The organism is Pectobacterium sp. A5351, assembly GCF_028335745.1.
Taxonomy (GTDB): domain Bacteria; phylum Pseudomonadota; class Gammaproteobacteria; order Enterobacterales; family Enterobacteriaceae; genus Pectobacterium.
This window is the reverse complement of sequence record NZ_CP116477.1, coordinates 2,778,684-2,796,330: the sequence shown is the minus strand read 5'-3', so window position 1 is coordinate 2,796,330 and position 17,647 is coordinate 2,778,684. Positions and strand designations below refer to the sequence as shown.

The window sequence follows — 17,647 nt, the reverse complement described above, 5'->3', positions numbered from 1 at the left end:
TCATTGCTGTTTAACGGATAACCGATAGGAATCAAACTCCTAGCCTTGGTGCCTACGTGATGCGCGTCGTGCGCGTGATACGGTGCCCTGGCCGTGGCCTTCGCGGTCACCAGGGTGCGAGGTAGAAATGCCTGCATCTCCCGTATTTGGAAAGGTGTTTATGGTGAGTCAACTGACTGATGCGTTTGCGCGCAAGTTCTACTATTTGCGTCTGTCTATCACAGACGTCTGCAATTTTCGTTGTACCTACTGTCTGCCGGATGGCTATCAGGCCAATGGCACCAATCCGCATCGCTTTTTATCACTTGATGAAATCCGTCGCGTCAGCCGCGCTTTCGCCGAATTGGGGACGGAAAAAGTTCGCCTTACTGGCGGCGAACCGTCTCTGCGCCGTGACTTTGTCGATATTATCGCCGCAATCCGCGAAAACCCCGCGATTCGTACGCTGGCCGTTACCACCAACGGCTACCGTCTTGCGCGGGATGTTGCGCAGTGGCGTGATGCGGGACTCACCGCGCTGAACGTTAGCGTGGACAGCCTGGATGCACGCCAGTTTCATGCGATTACCGGGCAGGATAAATTCCGGCAGGTGATGGACGGCATTGATGCCGCATTTGACTGCGGCTTTGCCAAGGTTAAAGTCAACACGGTGCTGATGCGCGATGTCAACGCGGGCAGCCTGAAAACTTTTCTCGACTGGATTAAACACCGCCCGATTCAACTACGTTTTATTGAACTGATGGAAACGGGAGAAGGGGGGGAGCTGTTTCGCCGTCACCACGTTTCCGGCGAGGTGATTCGCCAGCAGCTATTGCAGCAAGGCTGGCAGCAACAACAACGAGCCCGCAGCGACGGTCCGGCACAGGTGTTCTGCCATCCAGACTATCAGGGGGAAATCGGGCTGATTATGCCGTATGAGAAAGATTTCTGCCTGAGTTGTAACCGTCTTCGTGTGTCTGCTATCGGTAATCTGCATCTGTGTCTCTTTGGCGAACAGGGTATTCCACTGCGTGATTTACTGGCCGACGATCGCCATCTCGATGATTTGAAAATGCGTATCTCGGGCGGGCTGTCGGCGAAGAAGCAGACCCACTTCCTGCATGAAGGGAATAGCGGTATCACGCAAAACCTGTCATTTATCGGCGGTTAATCCGCGACATCACTGATTCTTAAAGGAGCCTGGCATGAGCAAAGTCAGCAGCGAATTCGTTTCTCTCAACCTTGCGGTACTGACCGTTTCCGAGCGCCGTACGGCGGAAGATGACACCTCCGGCGACTATCTGCGCGAAGCGGCGCAGTCAGCAGGGCATCGTATTGTCGAGAGTGCCATTGTGAAAGAGAACCTGTATCAGATTCGGGCACAGATCTCGACGTGGATTGCCAGTGACACCGTGCAGGGCATTCTGATTAACGGTGGAACGGGCTTTACCGCAGGGGATGTGGTGCCGGAAGCCATTGGTGTTTTGTTCGATCGGGAAATCGAAGGCTTCGGCGAATTGTTTCGTATGGTGTCGTATGAAGATATCGGTACGGCGACGCTGCAATCCCGTGCGCTTGCCGGTCTGGCGAATCAGACGGTGATTTTCGCTATGCCAGGTTCGACTCGCGCCTGTCGCACAGCATGGGAACGCATCATTCAGGAACAGTTGGATGCGCGCCAGAAACCGTGCAATTTCACCCCACATTTGAAAAAAACCTCTTAACGGTAAGCCTTATTCACTATGTCATCACTTAAGCCACAATTGACCCACATTAACGCCGTTGGCGAAGCCTCGATGGTGGATGTTTCCGCCAAAGCGGAAACCGTGCGCGAAGCCCGCGCGGAAGCCTTTGTTGAAATGGCACCGCAGACGCTGGCGATGATTATTGCCGGTAGCCATCACAAGGGGGATGTGTTCGCCACCGCGCGCATTGCCGGCATTCAGGCGGCGAAACGTACCTGGGAACTGATCCCTCTTTGCCACCCGCTGCTGCTGAGCAAGGTTGCTGTCGAGCTGGAAGCACAGCCGGAACACAATCGGGTTCGCATTGAATCTGTGTGTCGCCTGACGGGGAAAACGGGCGTAGAGATGGAAGCGCTGACGGCCGCTTCTGTCGCTGCGCTGACCATCTATGACATGTGCAAGGCTGTGCAGAAAGATATGGTGATTGGTCCGGTGCGCCTGCTTGCGAAAAGCGGCGGAAAATCCGGCGATTTTACGGCGGAGGGAGCATGATTACGATTCTGTTTTTTGCACAAGTCCGTGAACTGATCGAGACAGACAGCCTGTCACTGCCTGCTGAGTACCTCACCGTCGAGGACGTGAGACAGGCGCTGTGCCAGCGTGGCGCGCGCTGGGCGCTGGCGCTGGAATCGGGCAAGCTGCTGGTCGCGGTGAACCAGTCACTGGTTGAGCTGACTCACCCGCTACAGGACGGCGATGAAGTGGCGTTTTTCCCACCGGTGACAGGGGGCTGATCGTGACAGAAACGCGTATTCGGGTCGGTGAAGAGAACTTCAGCGTAGGGGATGAATATCAGTGGCTGGCGCAGTGTGATGAAGACGGCGCGGTGGTGACGTTCACGGGTAAGGTGCGTAATCACAATCTGGCGAAAGACGTCAGCGCGTTGACGCTGGAACATTACCCCGGCATGACGGAAAAGGCGCTGGCGGAGATTGTCGAGCTGGCCCGCGAGCGCTGGGAACTGCCGCGTGTGAGCGTGATTCATCGGGTGGGCGCACTCTATCCGGGCGATGAAATTGTGTTCGTTGGCGTCAGTGCGGCCCACCGCAGCGCGGCGTTTGATGCCGCCCAATTTATTATGGATTATCTGAAAACCCGGGCACCGTTCTGGAAGCGTGAAGCGACGCCGGAAGGCGAACGCTGGGTGGAATCACGCGATAGCGATAAGCAGGCCGCGCAGCGCTGGTAGTCCATTTCTGTGTTAGGATAAAAGGATAGCGGGGAGAGAATATTCAGTCTCGAGTCCCCAAACGGGCGGTTTACGCCGCGTTAATTAGATAACTTTATGCAAAGGTAACATCATGGACAGATATCCACGCTCGGATTCAATCGTTGAGCGCTCGCAGTCGGGTCTCCAGGCCTATATGGCACAGGTTTACGGCTGGATGACCTGCGGCCTGCTGCTAACGGCGTTCGTCTCCTGGTACGCGGCGAATACGCCTGCCGTACTGAATTTTGTCTTCTCCAGCCAGATCACTTTCTTCGGATTGATCATCGCCCAACTGGGGCTGGTTTTTGTGATTTCTGGCATGGTACAGCGCCTGAGCGGTGCGGTCGCCACGTCGCTGTTTATGCTTTATTCCGCGCTGACGGGGCTAACGCTCTCCAGCATTTTCATTATGTACTCCGGTGAATCCATCGCCAGTACGTTTGTGATTACGGCCGGGATGTTTGGGGCGATGAGCCTGTACGGCTACACCACAAAGCGGGATTTGAGCGGTTTCGGTAGTATGCTGTTTATGGCGCTGATCGGGATTGTGCTGGCTTCTCTGGTGAATCTGTGGCTGAAGAGCGAAGCGCTCATGTGGGCGGTAACCTATATTGGCGTGGTGGTGTTTGTCGGGCTGACGGCGTATGACACCCAGAAGCTGAAAAATATCGGCGAGCAACTGTCCGTTGATGACAAAGACAGCTTCCGCAAATATTCCATCGTGGGTGCGTTGACCCTGTACCTAGACTTCATCAACCTGTTCCTGATGCTGCTGCGTATTTTCGGTAACCGTCGTTAAACTGTCGCTATTACATACCCGAAATAGACGATCGCTTTCTGCTTCGGGTATGTTGCTGGGTAAGTATTGTTTCTAGCTGCAACATTTGTATTGAACTATTTTATGCTTGCCCATTTTTTCTCCAGTGCATCTATTTCCATAACGCCTTGTTGGCTGCTTCCATCTAAAAAGAAGATAGTGGGGGTTCCGCTAATATTCATCTTCTTGCCTAAATAGCTATATGGATACCTACCCAGTGCAAGCGCGGGTAGGTGTCCATATAGCTATTTAGATCGGCATGTTCTCAACCGGTGAAACATAGCCGGAAAGCAGAACCGCGGGCATCAGGAAGACGAACATGCCGATAAACGCCTGCGGCTGCATTGAGCAGAGTGAGGAAATCAGTAGACCAAAGCGACCTGCGACAGGTCATAGATCAGCATCGTGGTGTAAAACCGCAGCAGCGTACTGACAAAATAACGTGCCCGGATAATGTACGACACGCCACGGACAAATTCCGGCATGCTGTCGATTTCAAAAACAAAGTCGGACAGCATAATCGTTGGCAGGAATGCCGCATTCAGCGCCACCATCGCGGCGTTGAACTGGTTGCGGGTGAGGAGGGAGATCAGCAACCCCATGCCCAACGTGTTGGCAAGAAACAGACTGCTTATCACAAACAGCAGTGGGCGATGCTCTCCGGCACGCTGCAATTAATGGATGCCTCACAGCGGGCAGGGCAGGATAGCTGCCTGAGCCGCGGAGTGTTAGTTCCCGACTATTGCCGCTGGTTATTGGAAACGCTGACGCAACTGTCGTCATCGATCAAGATTACTGCCTCGCTACTGGCAAAGCGAATCGGGTTCTTAACCACGGCCTCCAGTCTGTACGCCCTGTCGGTGTATAGCAACGGGCTGAATATGGCGCTGGATAACAGCGTGCTGGAATTCGGCCACGATCGCCTGTGGACGTCGACTATGCCGCTTTACGAGCTCACGATGTCCCAGCCGGCGTGGGGCAAGCGGGATACATGGTGTGATAGCCTATCCGACACGCGGTTTACTCAACACCTGTTGCCGATCCTGAATACGCTGTCGGCGCACCTACTGTTTTTATTACAAGGCGTCGCAGCCGCAGGAATACTGCCAAAACGGCCCCTTCCTGCGTCACGCTAAAAAAGTGGTCTGGCGTAGATAAAAATCCCTTAGTGCTCATAATCTCTGCTACAATCGTCGGCAGTCATGCACCGTAGTTGTGCCCTTTCATCGTGGTTGTTGCGTATGTCGTTGTTTTACGTAAATGGTTATATGAGTTGTTACGTTAATAGTGGCCCGTCAAACCCGCCTTATTGACCCTCTGAAAACTACACCGGCTGCTGTCCGGTCAGAGCGGGTCTGGAGTCGTTTTTTTTATGTCATTTGATTCTCTCGGCTTGAGTGCCGATATTCTGCGCGCGATTGAAGAGCAGGGTTATCGCGATCCTACCCCTGTACAGCGTCAGGCGATTCCTGTCGTGCTGGAAGGGCGCGATTTAATGGCCAGCGCCCAAACGGGTACGGGCAAAACGGCGGGCTTTACGTTGCCGTTATTGCAACTGTTGACCAGCCGTGAAGCGCAGAATAAAGGGAAAGGCCGCCGTCCGGTGCGGGCGCTGATTCTGACGCCAACCCGTGAGCTGGCCGCGCAGATTGATGAGAATGTGAAGGCGTACAGCAAATATCTGCGACTGCGTTCGCTGGTCGTATTCGGTGGGGTGAGCATTAACCCGCAGATGATGAAACTGCGTGGCGGTGTGGATATTCTGGTCGCGACACCGGGGCGTCTGCTCGATCTTGAACACCAGAACGCCGTTGACCTGTCACAGATTGAAATTCTGGTGCTGGATGAAGCGGACCGCATGCTGGATATGGGCTTCATCCACGATATTCGTCGTGTACTGGCGAAGCTGCCTGCGAAACGCCAAAACCTGTTGTTCTCCGCGACCTTCTCTGATGAGATCAAAGCGCTGGCGAACAAGTTACTGACCAACCCAGCCTCGGTTGAAGTAGTGCGTCGTAATACACCGTCTGAACTGGTTACGCAGCACGTACATTTTGTCGATAAGCGCCGTAAGCGTGAACTGCTGTCGCAACTGATTGGCGAAAATAACTGGCAGCAGGTGTTGGTCTTTACCCGCACCAAACACGGCGCTAACCATCTGGCTGAACTGCTGGAAAAAGACGGGATTACCGCTGCGGCTATCCACGGTAATAAAAGTCAGGGGGCGCGAACCCGTGCGTTGGCGAACTTCAAAGACGGCAGCATTCGCGTGCTGGTTGCAACGGATATCGCCGCGCGCGGCCTGGATATCGACCAACTGCCGCACGTGGTGAACTATGAGTTGCCAAACGTGCCGGAAGATTATGTTCACCGTATCGGTCGTACCGGTCGTGCCGAAGCGACGGGGGAAGCGTTGTCGCTGGTGTGTGTGGATGAGCACAAACTGCTACGTGATATCGAACGCTTGCTGAAGCGCGAAATTCCGCGTATCGCCATCGAAGGCTACGAGCCGGATCCGTCTATCAAGGCCGAGCCGATTGTGAATGGCCGTCAGGGCAACCGTGGTGGTGGCGGGGCGCGTAACGGGTCTCCTCGTGCGCCGTCTGGTGCGCCGCGCGTGCAGTCCGAGCGTAGTCAAGGTCAGGGCGAACGCCGCTCGGCCGATGGCAATCGCCAGCCGCGTAAAGCAGGCGGCAATAGCGATAGCCCCTGGGGGGGGAATAAAGGTCACAGCGGGAAGGGCAGTGGCGAAGGACAACGCCGCGCGCCACGTCCGCAAAACCGCAGTAAGCCAGCGGACAAGTAAAATCGATAGGGAGCCAGACGGCTAATGCTGGTCACTTAAGGTGATCAGCATTGTTTTTTAACGGATATTTCGCTCGTCTTCCCCTGATTTCTCGGGGGTAACTTCGCTCTCTTCGTAACGGCAATACCAGATAGATTGCCTGCTCATAAAAATGCTTCAGATGTCCCGGCATCGCACCCGGCGATGAACCCGGCAGACCGATAAGTAATCGCCAGATTTCCGTCAGGGTGCCGCTGAAGCTCAACTGATACGGCAGGTAATCTCCTTTCAGCATAAACGCCATTTTCACCATCTGATAACGCACCAGATTGTACGTCAACAGCACGCCCCACAACTCCTGCCTCACCATTTCCGGCAGTCTGCTCCGTAAATTCCACCTGTTACCCAGCAAGCCTTGTTTCGTCTCGCGATATCCCAACTCGATTTCCCATCGGTGAGCGTAAAGTGCGTTCACCTCCGCCGCCGGATAACGCATCGGATCCGTCAGTGACGTAAGCACCTCTCGCGTTTTTCCCTCTATCGTCTTCGTTAACAACCGGGCTGTGATGCTCTCCGGCAGCGTCGCCCATTGTTTACGCGCCTGTGGCGATGTCTTTATCCGTACCAGTCTGTCTTGCCTGCCCAGCTTGCTTATCACTTCGTATTGCGTATTTTTCTTCAACGGCAGCAGCCAGTGCCGATTTTCCCCTGCTGTTCGCCAGTGATGCAGTAAACCGACGGAGTAAAACCCTTTATCGAACAGGGTAATGCCGTTATCTGGTGTTTTTCCGGTCAGCTCTGCTGCCAGCCGCACCTCGTTGACATCCGCCTCACCGAGCGTCTGTCGCCGTTGTATGACTGAACTGGGGGCGATGAACGGGGTGCCGGAGCGCTCAGCGATATCCATGAGATTAACGATATGGGAAAGAGGGCGCTGATTGAATACGGCCATGCCAATCACCAGCCACACCATGGACTCAAGGGGGAGTTTTCGTTTGCGCAGCGTGACGGTATCAGTGAGCGTTAATGCCTGTTCAATCATGCTAACGGGTAGGAGATCAGCCAGAGTGTGGATCTGTTCCGGCGCAGTAAGACTGATAATGCCAAGAGCCTGAGAAAGTTGCATAAAAAAAGGTCAATGCATGTCATGAACCTTTTTACACCAACGGCTGGATCGTTCAACTGATCCTTAAACGATCGGTATTAACCAGACGGCTCCCTTTTTATCGCGTTATTTTGCCGTGGCCGACTGTGCGGTCAAATCCGTATCTCGAGATAATAACCCCCCCTGCAGCAAGTTGACGCTTTGTCATTCATCGCTACGCTTTACTCAGGCACTTTCGCCTGTAGATGATTCTTTGGGGGTTAAGATGAGTGCGAAATTCGAAATTTTTAGTGGCAAGAATAGCCAGTTTTATTTTCGCCTTAAGGCGGGAAATGGTGAGCCGATTTTGGCGAGCGAAGGTTATACGTCGAAAGCCAATGTGAAAAACGGCATTGAGTCGGTCAAAGATAATGCGCCACACGACGCGCGTTATGAGCGTTTGACGGCCAAAGACGGTTCCCCTTACTTCACCTTGAAAGCGGCGAACCATCAGGTCATTGGTCGTAGTGAAACTTACAGTTCTGTGCAGGCGCGTGAAAATGGCATTGAGTCGGTGAAAAAGAACGCACCAGGTGCCTCCACCATCGATCTAACGGAATAAAATAAAAACGGGGTATTCTTGCCCCGTTTCGTCAAGAGACTAGGCGATTATTTCGCTGCTAGCAGGCATAAATGCAATGCCACTTCATACGATTTCACAAATGACGGCACGGGTAAAAACTCAAACCGCGAGTGGAAATTGTGTGCGCCGGTAAAGAAGTTCGGCGTCAGCACCCCTTTGGCGGACAGCGCAGCGCCGTCCGTGCCGCCACGCATTGGCGTCACTTTGGGTTCAATACCCAGTGTGTCCAGTGCGGCAAACAGCAGGTCGATAGCCCGGCGATCGTCGGTGATGGCGTTGCTGATATTGCTGTAGATATCGGTGAGGGTATAGGTCACGCTGCCCGTCGGGTACTGGGCAGCAATCTTGTCGGCAATTGCGCCGATCTGCCGCTTACGTTGTTCAAACGTGGCTAAATCAAAATCGCGGATAGACGCTTTGAGCTTCGCTTCATTGGCATTTGCCGTCAGATCGTTAAACCAGACATAGCCTTCACGCCCCTCGGTGTGCTCCGGCGTCTGCTGGCGATCAAACTGGCTGATAAAATCGTGCGCCATGAGCAGCGGATTGACCAACACGCCTTTTGCCGACATCGGGTGCGCTGGCACGCCGGTAAAGCGAATTTCCGCCGAGGCCGCATTGAAGTTCTCATACACTACTTCACCCAGTTCGCAGCAGTCGATGGTGTAGGCAAAATCGACATCGAAGCGTTTGAGATCGAGCGCTTTCGCACCGCGCAGCCCAATTTCTTCGTCCGGCACAAAGGCCACCACGATATCGCCGTGCGGCGTGGCGTCGCTCAGATTCTCCATGAGTGTCATCACCACGGTAACGGCGGCCTTGTTGTCCGCGCCGAGTACGCTGGTGCCATCGCTGAATATAATGTCCTGCCCAACATACGGCAGAATTTCCGGGTGTTCCGCCGTGTGCAACCAGATGTCCTGTTTGGCATTCAGGCACAGGTCTTCACCGGTAAAGTGCAGCGTCTGCGGGTGAATATGCGGCGACAGGCCGACGTCCACCGTATCGATATGGGTAATAAAACCGATGCGCGGCGCGGACGGACAGTTGCCCGGTTTCACGGCTGTTACGGTGGCATGCTCATCAATCACGACATCTTGCAAACCCAGCGCACGCAGTTCGTCCGCCAGCACTCGCGCCATCTCATGCTGTTCCGGGGTACTGGGCAACGTTGTCGAGCTGGCATCGCTTTGGCTGGTAATGGCGAGGTAACGGTAAAAACGCGTGCTGAGCTGATGAGCCAGACTGTCTGTCATAACGAATCCTTTTTATTCAGTACGTTTATTCAGTGATAGCGTTAATTATTATCCTAACGTAGAAATTATTTCATTCGAGGGTTTTATTTGTCATTTTATTGCCATGCTTTTCTATTTCAGACAGCGGCAGTCAGAAAGCAAATGCAGTAAACGGGACACGAATAACACTAAATGGGACACGAATAACACTACAAGCGAGGACTGGAATGAAAAAAACAGGAATACGATTCACATTAGCCGCGTTGACGCTGGCGGTCGCTTCTGCGGCATCGGCTAACACACTGGTGTATTGCTCTGAAGGATCGCCGGAAAATTTTAATCCGCAGCTTTACACCTCTGGCACTAGCGTGGATGCTAGTGCGGTGCCGATTTATAACCGTCTGGTGGATTTCAAAGTGGGCACCACGGAGCTGGTGCCGAGTCTGGCAGAGCGTTGGGACATCAGTGCCGATGGACGCGTGTATACCTTTCATCTGCGTAAAGGCGTGAAGTTCCAGAGCAACAAATTTTTCAAACCCTCGCGTGATTTTACCGCCGACGATGTGGTTTTCTCCTTCATGCGGCAAAAAGACCCGCAGCACCCTTACCACAGCGTCTCAAAAGGCACTTATGCCAATTTTGAAAGTTTGTCCTTTGGTTCGCTGATTCAGAGCATCGAAAAAGTGGACGACCATACGGTGCGCTTTACGCTCTCCCATGCGGAAGCGCCGTTTCTGGCCGATTTAGCCTGGTACTTCGCGTCTATTCTCTCTGCGGAATATGCCGACGCGATGCTCAAAGCCGGGACGCCGGAACGCGTGGATATGGAGCCAATTGGCACCGGACCTTTTGAATTGGCTCAGTATCAAAAAGATTCCCGCATTCTGTTTAAGGCGTTTCCTGCTTATTGGGAAGGCAAAGCGAAACTGGATCGGCTGATTTTCACCATCACGCCGGACGCTTCTGTGCGTTATGCCAAGCTGGAAAAGAATGAATGTCAGGTGATGCCGTTCCCTAATCCTGCCGACTTGCCGCGCATGAAAGAGAACAAAGATATCGTGCTGATGCAAAAGGCCGGATTGAATACCGGTTTCCTGTCATTTAACACCCAAAAAGCGCCGACTGATAATGTGAAAGTGCGGCAGGCGTTAACGATGGCGATTAACAAACCGGCGATTATCGAAGCCGTTTTTCAGGGAACCGGCACGGCGGCGAAAAACCTGCTGCCGCCGGGTGTCTGGAGTGCCGACAGCGATCTGAAGGACTATGACTACGATCCTGAGAAGGCGAAGGCGTTACTGAAAGAAGCGGGCCTGGTGGAGGGCACTACGATCGAACTGTGGGCGATGCCGGTGCAGCGTCCGTATAACCCGAACGCCCGCCGTATGTCGGAGATGATTCAGGCCGATTGGGCGAAAGTCGGTGTGCAGGCCAAGATTGTCACCTTCGAGTGGGGGGAATACCTGAAAAGGGTGAAAAGCGGCGAGCATCAGGCGGCATTGATGGGCTGGACAACGGCGACGGGCGATCCTGATAACTTCTTCGGGCCGCTCTTTACCTGCACGGCGACCAACGGGGGTTCCAACTCGGCAAAATGGTGTTATGCACCGTTTGATAAAATCATTACCGAAGCGCGCGCTTCACAAGATCACGAGCAGCGTATTGCCCTGTACAAGCAGGCGCAGCAGATGATGCACGATCAGGCACCCGCCGTCATGATTGCGCATTCCACCATCTTTGAGCCAGTCCGCAAGGAAGTGACCGGCTATGAAGTCGATCCATTCGGGAAGCATATTTTCTATCAGGTCGATGTGAAGAAATAAGACGCTGAGAGTCCGGCACTGCGTGCCGGATCCAGAGCGTTGACAAACTTATTCGTCGAACGAAAACGGGAGTAACGGAATAGAAGAGTAAAGCGTTTTTGTCCTTGGCGCGGACGCTTTACTCTTCTATCCCATTATCATCGTTCCCGTTCTGCGAAAAGGCTACCAGCAACCTGAGATGGATAGTTATCAGCTCGGTTTTTTGATGACGTCCTGTAGGGCTTCTTCCAGCTCGAAGAAACGGAAACCAAAGCCTGCGGCTTCTAACCGCTGCGGGATGGCGCGTTGTCCGCCCAAGACCAGCGTCGAGGCTTCTCCCATCAGCAATTTGATCGCAAAAGCGGGTGCTCGTAGAAAACCGGGGCGATCCAGGACGTGTGCCAGCGTGGCGGAGAATTGCTCATTATGGACCGGATAGGGCGCAACCATGTTGAAGGGGCCGCTCAATATCGGCTGGTCCAGCAGGTAAATAATACCGTTAACCATGTCATCAATATGAATCCACGGCATATATTGCTTGCCAGAACCCATCGGCCCGCCAAGCCCGAGCCGGAAAAGCGGCAGCATTTTTGCCAGTGCACCGCCCTGTGCCGCAAGAACAATGCCAGTGCGCAGCAGGCAGACGCGGGTTTTATCGCTTTCGGCAGACTGCGCCAGCGCTTCCCAGCGGGCGCACAGGTGATGCGTGAATTCATCAACCGGAGATTCATCTTCCGTAACCAGCGCTTCTCCCTGATCGCCATAATACCCGACAGCAGAACCTGAGATAAAAACGGCAGGTGGTTCACTGCTGGCTTTTATCAGCGTGGCAAGCTGCTCGGTGATGTTCCAGCGGCTTTTTGCCAGACGCTGTTTTTGCTGTGGCGTCCACCGTTTATCGGCAATAGGTTCGCCTGCCAGATTGATAACGCCATCAAAGCCGTTCAGTGAGGTGATATTACTCAGCGTTGACCAATACTCTACCTGATTACCGAGAATGCCTCGGGCGCGCTCAGGATCGCGTGTCAGTACCGTAATGTGATGGGAAAGCAGCTGTAATCGTTGGATAAGATGGCGGCCAATAAGGCCGGTTCCGCCTGTTATGAGTAGTTGCATCGCGCGCTCCCATATCTTTATGCCTTGTGATAACGCAGGGTCATGGAAACCGAATCGGCGTATCGCAGAGCAAACGGTTTATCGACTTCTACTTCAGCATAGGTGATCCATTCATGATCGCTGGCGATGTTGAGCACATCCTGCGTTAATTTTTCCAGCAAAGCGAAGCGGTTATCTTCTACGTGGCGAATAATGCTTTTGGTGATGGTGCGGTAGTTCAGCGCATCGGCGATATTCTCGCTGTTGCGCGCCTGCTCTGCTGGGTAGTGAATCACAACGTTGATGATCACATCCTGCTTATTCGTAATTTCCTCTTCTTTGATACCGATGAAGGTACGCAAACGCAGATTTTTTATACGAATAACGGCGTCAGAATAGTGATGTGGCATTGTTCGGCCCTCGGTTGCTTCTGTGACTGCGATGACACCGCAGCGTCAGGGTATCGTTAACGACAATATGTTGATTACCATAGCAGAAGATACCTAAAGGCCGAACGAGATGATGCCAGAATTTTATTGCTCGGCGAGCTGATAGGCCCGTTGCGTTGCTGGGCGCTCGCTAATACGCGTATACCACGCTTTTACCGCCGGATAATCATTAAGGTCGACGCGCTGGCGGGCATAAGAAACCACCCACGGGTACGTCGCGATATCGGCGATGCTGTAATGCTCTCCCGCTAGCCACGGACTGTCTTGCAGGTGTTTATCCAGCACGCGGTACAGGCGTTGCGTCTCCTGCTGATAGCGTTCAATGGCGTAGGGCACCGGCTGAGGCGCATAGTGGTTAAAATGGTGATTCTGCCCCAGCATCGGCCCGAAACCAGCGACCTGCCAGAACAGCCACTGTAGTGTGGCTGTACGCTCACGTAATGACGTGTTCAATAGCACGCCGTGCTTTTCCGCCAGATACAGCAGAATCGCACCAGATTCAAACAGGCTAATTGGCATGTCACCTTCCGCGGGCTGTGTATCGACAATCGCGGGAATCTTGTTGTTAGGCGAGATAGCCAAAAACTCCGGTTTGAACTGTTCGCCTTTGCTGATATTTACGCGGTGGAGCTGGTAGGGGAGATTCGCTTCTTCCAGAAACAGGGTGATCTTATGCCCGTTAGGGGTTGGTGCGTAATACAGGTCAATCATGAATCACGTCTCCATTTTAATTCAGAAAAACATCATGGACTGTATGGCAGTTGATCGCTTCAGAGAGCGATGCGCTGTCAGAATAGCGTATTGGGGAACGGGCTCTTACCCTACCACTTCTACGGGTGGAAAATAAGTGATGACGCACGTCGTTGAGCGATCTTCACCGGAAGCGCCTTGCCAACTTTGGTAGACTACGTCTGATGAAGGATGCGGGTGTTGTGGGTATAGCATTGTGGATATAAACGCGGTGGAGATAACGATGAAATTGATGTTTGCGTCTGATATACACGGTTCTCTTAGCGCGACTGAGCGCGTGCTAGCGATCTTTGAGCAGAGTCATGCCGACTGGCTTATTTTATTGGGCGATTTTCTCAATCATGGTCCGCGCAACCCGCTGCCGGAGAACTATCAGCCCGCAGAGGTGGCTATCCGGCTGAATGCCTATGCGTCACGTATCATCGCCGTGCGGGGGAATTGCGACAGTGAGGTTGATCAGATGTTGTTGACCTTTCCGATCACGGCACCGTGGCAACACGTGCTACTGCCTCAAAACCGTCTTTTCCTGACGCACGGTCATCTTTATCATCCAGATAATCTGCCGCCGTTACGCGCGGGGGATGTGCTGGTGTATGGTCATACCCATATACCGGTTGCTGAGCGATGCGGAGAATATTATTTCTTCAACCCCGGCTCAGTAAGCTTGCCGAAAGGGGGATTCCCCGCGAGCTATGGCTTGCTTGAACAAGACGCGCTGCGGGTTCTGCCGTTACACGGCGGCGAGCCTATTGCACAGGTCGCGATTAGACACTAATTTAGCTATATCCTAAATAATTCGAGTTTCAGGAAGGCGGCAAGAGAAGGAATCCCGATGAGCTTACTCAGGTAAGTGATTCGGGTGACAAATCTGCCGGAAGCAGATTTGAACGCTGCTTGCAGCGGCCCTTCAGGGCGAGGCCCACGACGGGCCGAGTATTTGAACGTAGCCAACGTACATGTAACTTGAAGTATGACGGATATATACCCTGCTTTTGACCTTGAATAATGCCAAGGTAGCAGGGAAGATTCACAGCAAAGATCGATCATTTAAAACAGACGCGCGTAGCAACGTGCCAATACTAAAGGGTTTCAGAGGATGGCGGAACAAAGTCAGGCAGCAGGCACAGAGTGGGTTGATATCGTCAATGAAAACAACGAGGTAATTGCTCAGTCAAGTCGTCAGCAGATGCGTGCGCAGAGTCTTCGTCATCGTGCTACTTACATTGTTGTGCATGATGGAATGGGTAAAATTCTGGTGCAACGCCGGACCAAAATCAAAGACTTCTATCCAGGCTGGCTGGACGCGACCGCAGGTGGTGTGGTGCAAAGCGGTGAGCAAATGTTGGAATCCGCTCGTCGTGAAGCGGAAGAAGAACTTGGTATTGCTGGCGTGCCATTCGCAGAACACGGCTTGTTCTATTACGAAGGCGAAAATTGCCGGGTGTGGGGCGGGCTGTTCAGCTGCGTTACTCATGGACCGTTTGCGTTACAGGAAGAAGAAGTGGATGAAGTCAGCTGGCTGACGCCGCAAGAGATCACCGCGCGCTGCGATGAATTTACGCCAGACTCACTGAAAGCCCTGTCGCTGTGGCTGACGCGCTATAGCGATCGGGAATACGGCAAGCCGATTTCACGCAAGCTGAATGAGGTGGTAGAGGCTGCTGAGACATCTGTCGTTCATGATGAGAACGACAGCAGCGTTGCTCCATCGGAAACGGATTCGCAGAAATAATTTGTGCCCGCCTCGCCGCGGCTTTTTCTCCGCTGCGGCATCTTTCCTTGCTCTCCTTCCAAAAAAATGCCAGCCCGAAGGCTGGCATTAACGTCATCTGAATAGATTAGAGCTGTGTAGCCTGAATGGCGGTCAGGGCGACGGTGTAAACGATGTCGTCTACCAGTGCGCCACGAGACAGGTCGTTAACCGGTTTACGCATGCCTTGCAGCATTGGCCCGATGGAGATCAGGTCGGCTGAACGCTGTACCGCTTTGTACGTGGTGTTACCGGTGTTCAGGTCAGGGAAGATGAACACGGTCGCTTTACCCGCAACTGGCGAGTTCGGTGCTTTAGACTGTGCAACGTCTGCCATGATAGCGGCGTCGTACTGCAGAGGACCATCGATGACCAGGTCAGGACGTTTTTCCTGCGCCAGACGGGTTGCTTCACGCACTTTCTCTACATCACTACCCGCGCCGGAGTTACCGGTGGAGTAAGAGATCATCGCAACGCGTGGGTCGATGCCGAATGCAGTAGCGGAATCAGCAGACTGGATAGCGATTTCAGCCAACTGCTCTGCGGTTGGATCTGGGTTGATGGCGCAGTCGCCGTAAACCAGAACCTGCTCAGGCAGAAGCATGAAGAAGACAGAAGATACCAGAGAACTGCCCGGTGCCGTTTTGATCAGCTGCAACGGCGGACGGATGGTGTTAGCAGTGGTGTGAACGGCACCAGAAACCAGACCGTCAACTTCACCCTGTTCCAGCATCAGCGTACCCAGAACCACGTTGTCTTCGAGCTGTTCGCGCGCAACCACTTCGGTCATGCCCTTGCTCTTACGCAGTTCAACCAGACGTGCAACATAGCGCTCACGTACAACAATCGGATCGACGATTTCGATGCCTTTGCCCAGTTCTACGCCCTGAGCAGCCGCAACACGTTGAATCTCTTCCGGGTTGCCGATCAGCACACAGTGAGCAATACCGCGTTCAGCACAGATAGCAGCGGCTTTAACGGTACGCGGCTCATCACCTTCTGGTAGCACGATGCGTTTGCCTGCTTTACGCGCCAGCTCGGTAAGCTGGTAGCGGAACGCTGGTGGAGACAGACGGCGTGAACGCCCAGACTCGGCACTCAGAGAATCGATCCACTGGGTGTCGATGTGGCGTGCAACGTATTCCTGTACTTTCTCAACGCGTTGGCGGTCATCAGCCGGCACTTCAAGGTTGAAACTTTGCAGGCTGAGTGAGGTCTGCCAGGTGTTGGTGTTGACCATAAATACAGGCAGGCCAGTCTGGAAGGCGCGCTCGCACAGCTTGGCAATGCTCGGATCCATTTCGTAGCCGCCAGTCAGCAGCAGGGCACCGATTTCCACGCCGTTCATGGCAGCCAGACAAGCGGCAACCAGAACATCAGGACGATCGGCGGAGGTCACCAGCAGTGAACCCGGGCGGAAGTGCTCCAGCATATGAGGAATGCTGCGTGCGCAGAAGGTCACAGACTTAACGCGACGCGTTTGAATGTCACCTTCGTTGATGATACGCGCATTCAGGTGCTTCGCCATATCAATGGCGCGTGTTGCGATCAGGTCAAAGCTCCATGGAATGCAACCCAGCACCGGCAGTGGGCTGTTAGCGAACAGCTGCTTCGGATCGATGTTGGCAACGCTGGCTTTCGTGGAGTCATCAAAGATTTCAGACAGGTCAGGGCGAGTACGACCTTGCTCATCTACCGGCGCATTCAGTTTGTTGATGATCACGCCAGTGATGTTTTTGTTTTTGCTGCCGCCGAAGCTGGAACGCGCCAGTTCGATACGGTCTTTCAGCTGTGCCGGGGAGTCGTTACCCAGCGCCAGTACGAAGACGATTTCTGCGTTCAGCGTTTTGGCGATTTCATAGTTCAATGCGTTAGCAAACTGGTGCTTACGGGTAGGAACCAGACCTTCAACCAGAACGACTTCGGCGTCTTTGGTATTTTCGTGATAGCGCGCGATGATTTCTTCCATCAGCACGTCTTGCTGGTTGGAGCTCAGCAGGGCTTCAACACGGCTCATCGCCAGCGGCTCGGCTGCGTTGATGGCGGAATTCGCACGAATAATGGTGGTCGTTTGATCGGGCGTATTGTCGCCACTGCGCGGCTGGGCGATAGGTTTGAACACGCTCAGGCGAACGCCTTTCTGTTCCATGGAACGGATGACACCCAGGCTGACGCTTGTCAGACCGACGCTGGTGCCAGTTGGGATCAACATGATTATACGGGACACGGCCGAACCTCTTTACGGTTGCTCGTTAGTCAAAAACAACACCGTCAGCCTTGGCTGACGGTGTTGGGAGTTACGT

General features: G+C 53.6%; 18 protein-coding genes, 1 pseudogene and 1 riboswitch. Of the genes and pseudogenes, 12 read left to right on the top strand and 7 right to left on the bottom strand.

Annotated features, from left to right (window positions below; all coding sequences use genetic code 11):
• Positions 1-24 precede the first annotated feature (24 nt).
• Positions 25-173: riboswitch (molybdenum cofactor riboswitch) on the top strand.
• The 6 genes from moaA to O1Q74_RS12935 all read left to right on the top strand — a co-directional run bounded on the left by moaA (position 161) and on the right by O1Q74_RS12935 (position 3,733).
• Positions 161-1,150, top strand: a complete 990-nt coding sequence (gene moaA / locus O1Q74_RS12960) for a GTP 3',8-cyclase MoaA (protein WP_271873642.1) — start codon at positions 161-163, stop codon at positions 1,148-1,150. It overlaps the preceding riboswitch by 13 nt.
• A 34-nt stretch (positions 1,151-1,184) precedes the next feature.
• Complete coding sequence (moaB, locus tag O1Q74_RS12955; protein WP_271873641.1) at positions 1,185-1,703, top strand: molybdenum cofactor biosynthesis protein B; 519 nt, start codon at positions 1,185-1,187, stop codon at positions 1,701-1,703.
• A gap of 18 nt (positions 1,704-1,721) precedes the next feature.
• Complete coding sequence (gene moaC, locus O1Q74_RS12950) at positions 1,722-2,216, top strand: cyclic pyranopterin monophosphate synthase MoaC (RefSeq protein WP_271873639.1); 495 nt, start codon at positions 1,722-1,724, stop codon at positions 2,214-2,216.
• Positions 2,213-2,458, top strand: a complete 246-nt coding sequence (gene moaD / locus O1Q74_RS12945; protein ID WP_271873637.1) for a molybdopterin synthase sulfur carrier subunit — start codon at positions 2,213-2,215, stop codon at positions 2,456-2,458. The genes moaC and moaD overlap by 4 nt, the downstream gene beginning before the upstream one ends.
• Before the next feature lie 2 nt (positions 2,459-2,460).
• Positions 2,461-2,913, top strand: coding sequence for a molybdopterin synthase catalytic subunit MoaE (gene moaE / locus O1Q74_RS12940; RefSeq protein WP_271873635.1), 453 nt, complete (start codon positions 2,461-2,463; stop codon positions 2,911-2,913).
• Between the two features lie 112 nt (positions 2,914-3,025).
• The gene (locus O1Q74_RS12935; RefSeq protein WP_271873634.1) at positions 3,026-3,733 is read left to right on the top strand and encodes a Bax inhibitor-1/YccA family protein; all 708 of its coding nucleotides are present in this window, start codon (positions 3,026-3,028) and stop codon (positions 3,731-3,733) included.
• A 270-nt stretch (positions 3,734-4,003) separates the two neighbouring features.
• Here O1Q74_RS12935 and O1Q74_RS12930 read toward each other — a convergent pair.
• Positions 4,004-4,398, bottom strand: a pseudogene (locus tag O1Q74_RS12930) (ABC transporter permease); the annotation flags it as partial.
• Positions 4,399-4,404: 6 nt separating this feature from the next.
• Here O1Q74_RS12930 and O1Q74_RS12925 point away from each other — a divergent pair.
• Together O1Q74_RS12925 and rhlE are read left to right on the top strand one after the other, a co-directional pair.
• Positions 4,405-4,887: a hypothetical protein gene (locus O1Q74_RS12925; protein WP_271873632.1), complete on the top strand. Its 483-nt coding sequence runs from the start codon at positions 4,405-4,407 to the stop codon at positions 4,885-4,887.
• A 236-nt stretch (positions 4,888-5,123) separates the two neighbouring features.
• Positions 5,124-6,557, top strand: coding sequence for an ATP-dependent RNA helicase RhlE (rhlE, locus tag O1Q74_RS12920; protein ID WP_271873631.1), 1,434 nt, complete (start codon positions 5,124-5,126; stop codon positions 6,555-6,557).
• Between the two features lie 31 nt (positions 6,558-6,588).
• On the opposite strand, the gene O1Q74_RS12915 is transcribed toward rhlE, so the two are convergent.
• Positions 6,589-7,662, bottom strand: a complete 1,074-nt coding sequence (locus tag O1Q74_RS12915) for an IS4 family transposase (protein WP_271873630.1) — start codon at positions 7,660-7,662, stop codon at positions 6,589-6,591.
• Positions 7,663-7,906: 244 nt separating this feature from the next.
• On the opposite strand from O1Q74_RS12915, the gene O1Q74_RS12910 reads away from it, so the two are divergent.
• A complete protein-coding gene (locus O1Q74_RS12910; RefSeq protein WP_271873629.1) occupies positions 7,907-8,242 on the top strand; it encodes a YegP family protein in 336 nt (111 codons plus the stop codon).
• Between the two features lie 47 nt (positions 8,243-8,289).
• Here O1Q74_RS12910 and pepT read toward each other — a convergent pair whose 3' ends face one another.
• Entirely contained in the window at positions 8,290-9,519 is a 1,230-nt protein-coding gene (gene pepT, locus O1Q74_RS12905; RefSeq protein WP_271873628.1) for a peptidase T, read from the bottom strand.
• A gap of 206 nt (positions 9,520-9,725) precedes the next feature.
• Here pepT and O1Q74_RS12900 point away from each other — a divergent pair, with 206 nt between their 5' ends.
• Entirely contained in the window at positions 9,726-11,321 is a 1,596-nt protein-coding gene (locus O1Q74_RS12900) for an ABC transporter substrate-binding protein (RefSeq protein WP_271873627.1), read from the top strand.
• Between the two features lie 189 nt (positions 11,322-11,510).
• On the opposite strand, the gene O1Q74_RS12895 is transcribed toward O1Q74_RS12900, so the two are convergent.
• The 3 genes from O1Q74_RS12895 to yfcG form a co-directional block, all read right to left on the bottom strand.
• Entirely contained in the window at positions 11,511-12,416 is a 906-nt protein-coding gene (locus O1Q74_RS12895; protein WP_271873626.1) for a TIGR01777 family oxidoreductase, read from the bottom strand.
• A 17-nt stretch (positions 12,417-12,433) separates the two neighbouring features.
• Positions 12,434-12,805: a dihydroneopterin triphosphate 2'-epimerase gene (gene folX / locus O1Q74_RS12890; protein WP_271873625.1), complete on the bottom strand. Its 372-nt coding sequence runs from the start codon at positions 12,803-12,805 to the stop codon at positions 12,434-12,436.
• Positions 12,806-12,928: 123 nt separating this feature from the next.
• A complete protein-coding gene (yfcG, locus tag O1Q74_RS12885) occupies positions 12,929-13,555 on the bottom strand; it encodes a GSH-dependent disulfide bond oxidoreductase (RefSeq protein ID WP_271873624.1) in 627 nt (208 codons plus the stop codon).
• Positions 13,556-13,817: 262 nt separating this feature from the next.
• Between yfcG and yfcE the strand changes: the two genes are divergently transcribed.
• The gene (yfcE, locus tag O1Q74_RS12880) at positions 13,818-14,369 is read left to right on the top strand and encodes a phosphodiesterase (RefSeq protein WP_271873623.1); all 552 of its coding nucleotides are present in this window, start codon (positions 13,818-13,820) and stop codon (positions 14,367-14,369) included.
• Positions 14,370-14,690: 321 nt separating this feature from the next.
• Positions 14,691-15,326: an NUDIX hydrolase YfcD gene (yfcD, locus tag O1Q74_RS12875; protein WP_271873622.1), complete on the top strand. Its 636-nt coding sequence runs from the start codon at positions 14,691-14,693 to the stop codon at positions 15,324-15,326.
• A 106-nt stretch (positions 15,327-15,432) separates the two neighbouring features.
• Here yfcD and pta read toward each other — a convergent pair whose 3' ends face one another.
• Complete coding sequence (gene pta / locus O1Q74_RS12870) at positions 15,433-17,571, bottom strand: phosphate acetyltransferase (protein ID WP_271873621.1); 2,139 nt, start codon at positions 17,569-17,571, stop codon at positions 15,433-15,435.
• Positions 17,572-17,647: the final 76 nt, after the last annotated feature.

What these genes read in the sequence shown, in the direction of transcription:
- moaA (WP_271873642.1), top strand. Translation starts at nt 161, where the DNA reads ATGGTGAGTCAACTGACTGATGCGTTTGCGCGCAAGTTCTACTATTTG.
- moaB (WP_271873641.1), top strand. Translation starts at nt 1,185, where the DNA reads ATGAGCAAAGTCAGCAGCGAATTCGTTTCTCTCAACCTTGCGGTACTG.
- moaC (WP_271873639.1), top strand. Translation starts at nt 1,722, where the DNA reads ATGTCATCACTTAAGCCACAATTGACCCACATTAACGCCGTTGGCGAA.
- moaD (WP_271873637.1), top strand. Translation starts at nt 2,213, where the DNA reads ATGATTACGATTCTGTTTTTTGCACAAGTCCGTGAACTGATCGAGACA.
- O1Q74_RS12935 (WP_271873634.1), top strand. Translation starts at nt 3,026, where the DNA reads ATGGACAGATATCCACGCTCGGATTCAATCGTTGAGCGCTCGCAGTCG.
- O1Q74_RS12925 (WP_271873632.1), top strand. Translation starts at nt 4,405, where the DNA reads ATGCTCTCCGGCACGCTGCAATTAATGGATGCCTCACAGCGGGCAGGG.
- rhlE (WP_271873631.1), top strand. Translation starts at nt 5,124, where the DNA reads ATGTCATTTGATTCTCTCGGCTTGAGTGCCGATATTCTGCGCGCGATT.
- O1Q74_RS12915 (WP_271873630.1), bottom strand. Translation starts at nt 7,662, where the DNA reads ATGCAACTTTCTCAGGCTCTTGGCATTATCAGTCTTACTGCGCCGGAA.
- O1Q74_RS12910 (WP_271873629.1), top strand. Translation starts at nt 7,907, where the DNA reads ATGAGTGCGAAATTCGAAATTTTTAGTGGCAAGAATAGCCAGTTTTAT.
- pepT (WP_271873628.1), bottom strand. Translation starts at nt 9,519, where the DNA reads ATGACAGACAGTCTGGCTCATCAGCTCAGCACGCGTTTTTACCGTTAC.
- O1Q74_RS12900 (WP_271873627.1), top strand. Translation starts at nt 9,726, where the DNA reads ATGAAAAAAACAGGAATACGATTCACATTAGCCGCGTTGACGCTGGCG.
- O1Q74_RS12895 (WP_271873626.1), bottom strand. Translation starts at nt 12,416, where the DNA reads ATGCAACTACTCATAACAGGCGGAACCGGCCTTATTGGCCGCCATCTT.
- folX (WP_271873625.1), bottom strand. Translation starts at nt 12,805, where the DNA reads ATGCCACATCACTATTCTGACGCCGTTATTCGTATAAAAAATCTGCGT.
- yfcG (WP_271873624.1), bottom strand. Translation starts at nt 13,555, where the DNA reads ATGATTGACCTGTATTACGCACCAACCCCTAACGGGCATAAGATCACC.
- yfcE (WP_271873623.1), top strand. Translation starts at nt 13,818, where the DNA reads ATGAAATTGATGTTTGCGTCTGATATACACGGTTCTCTTAGCGCGACT.
- yfcD (WP_271873622.1), top strand. Translation starts at nt 14,691, where the DNA reads ATGGCGGAACAAAGTCAGGCAGCAGGCACAGAGTGGGTTGATATCGTC.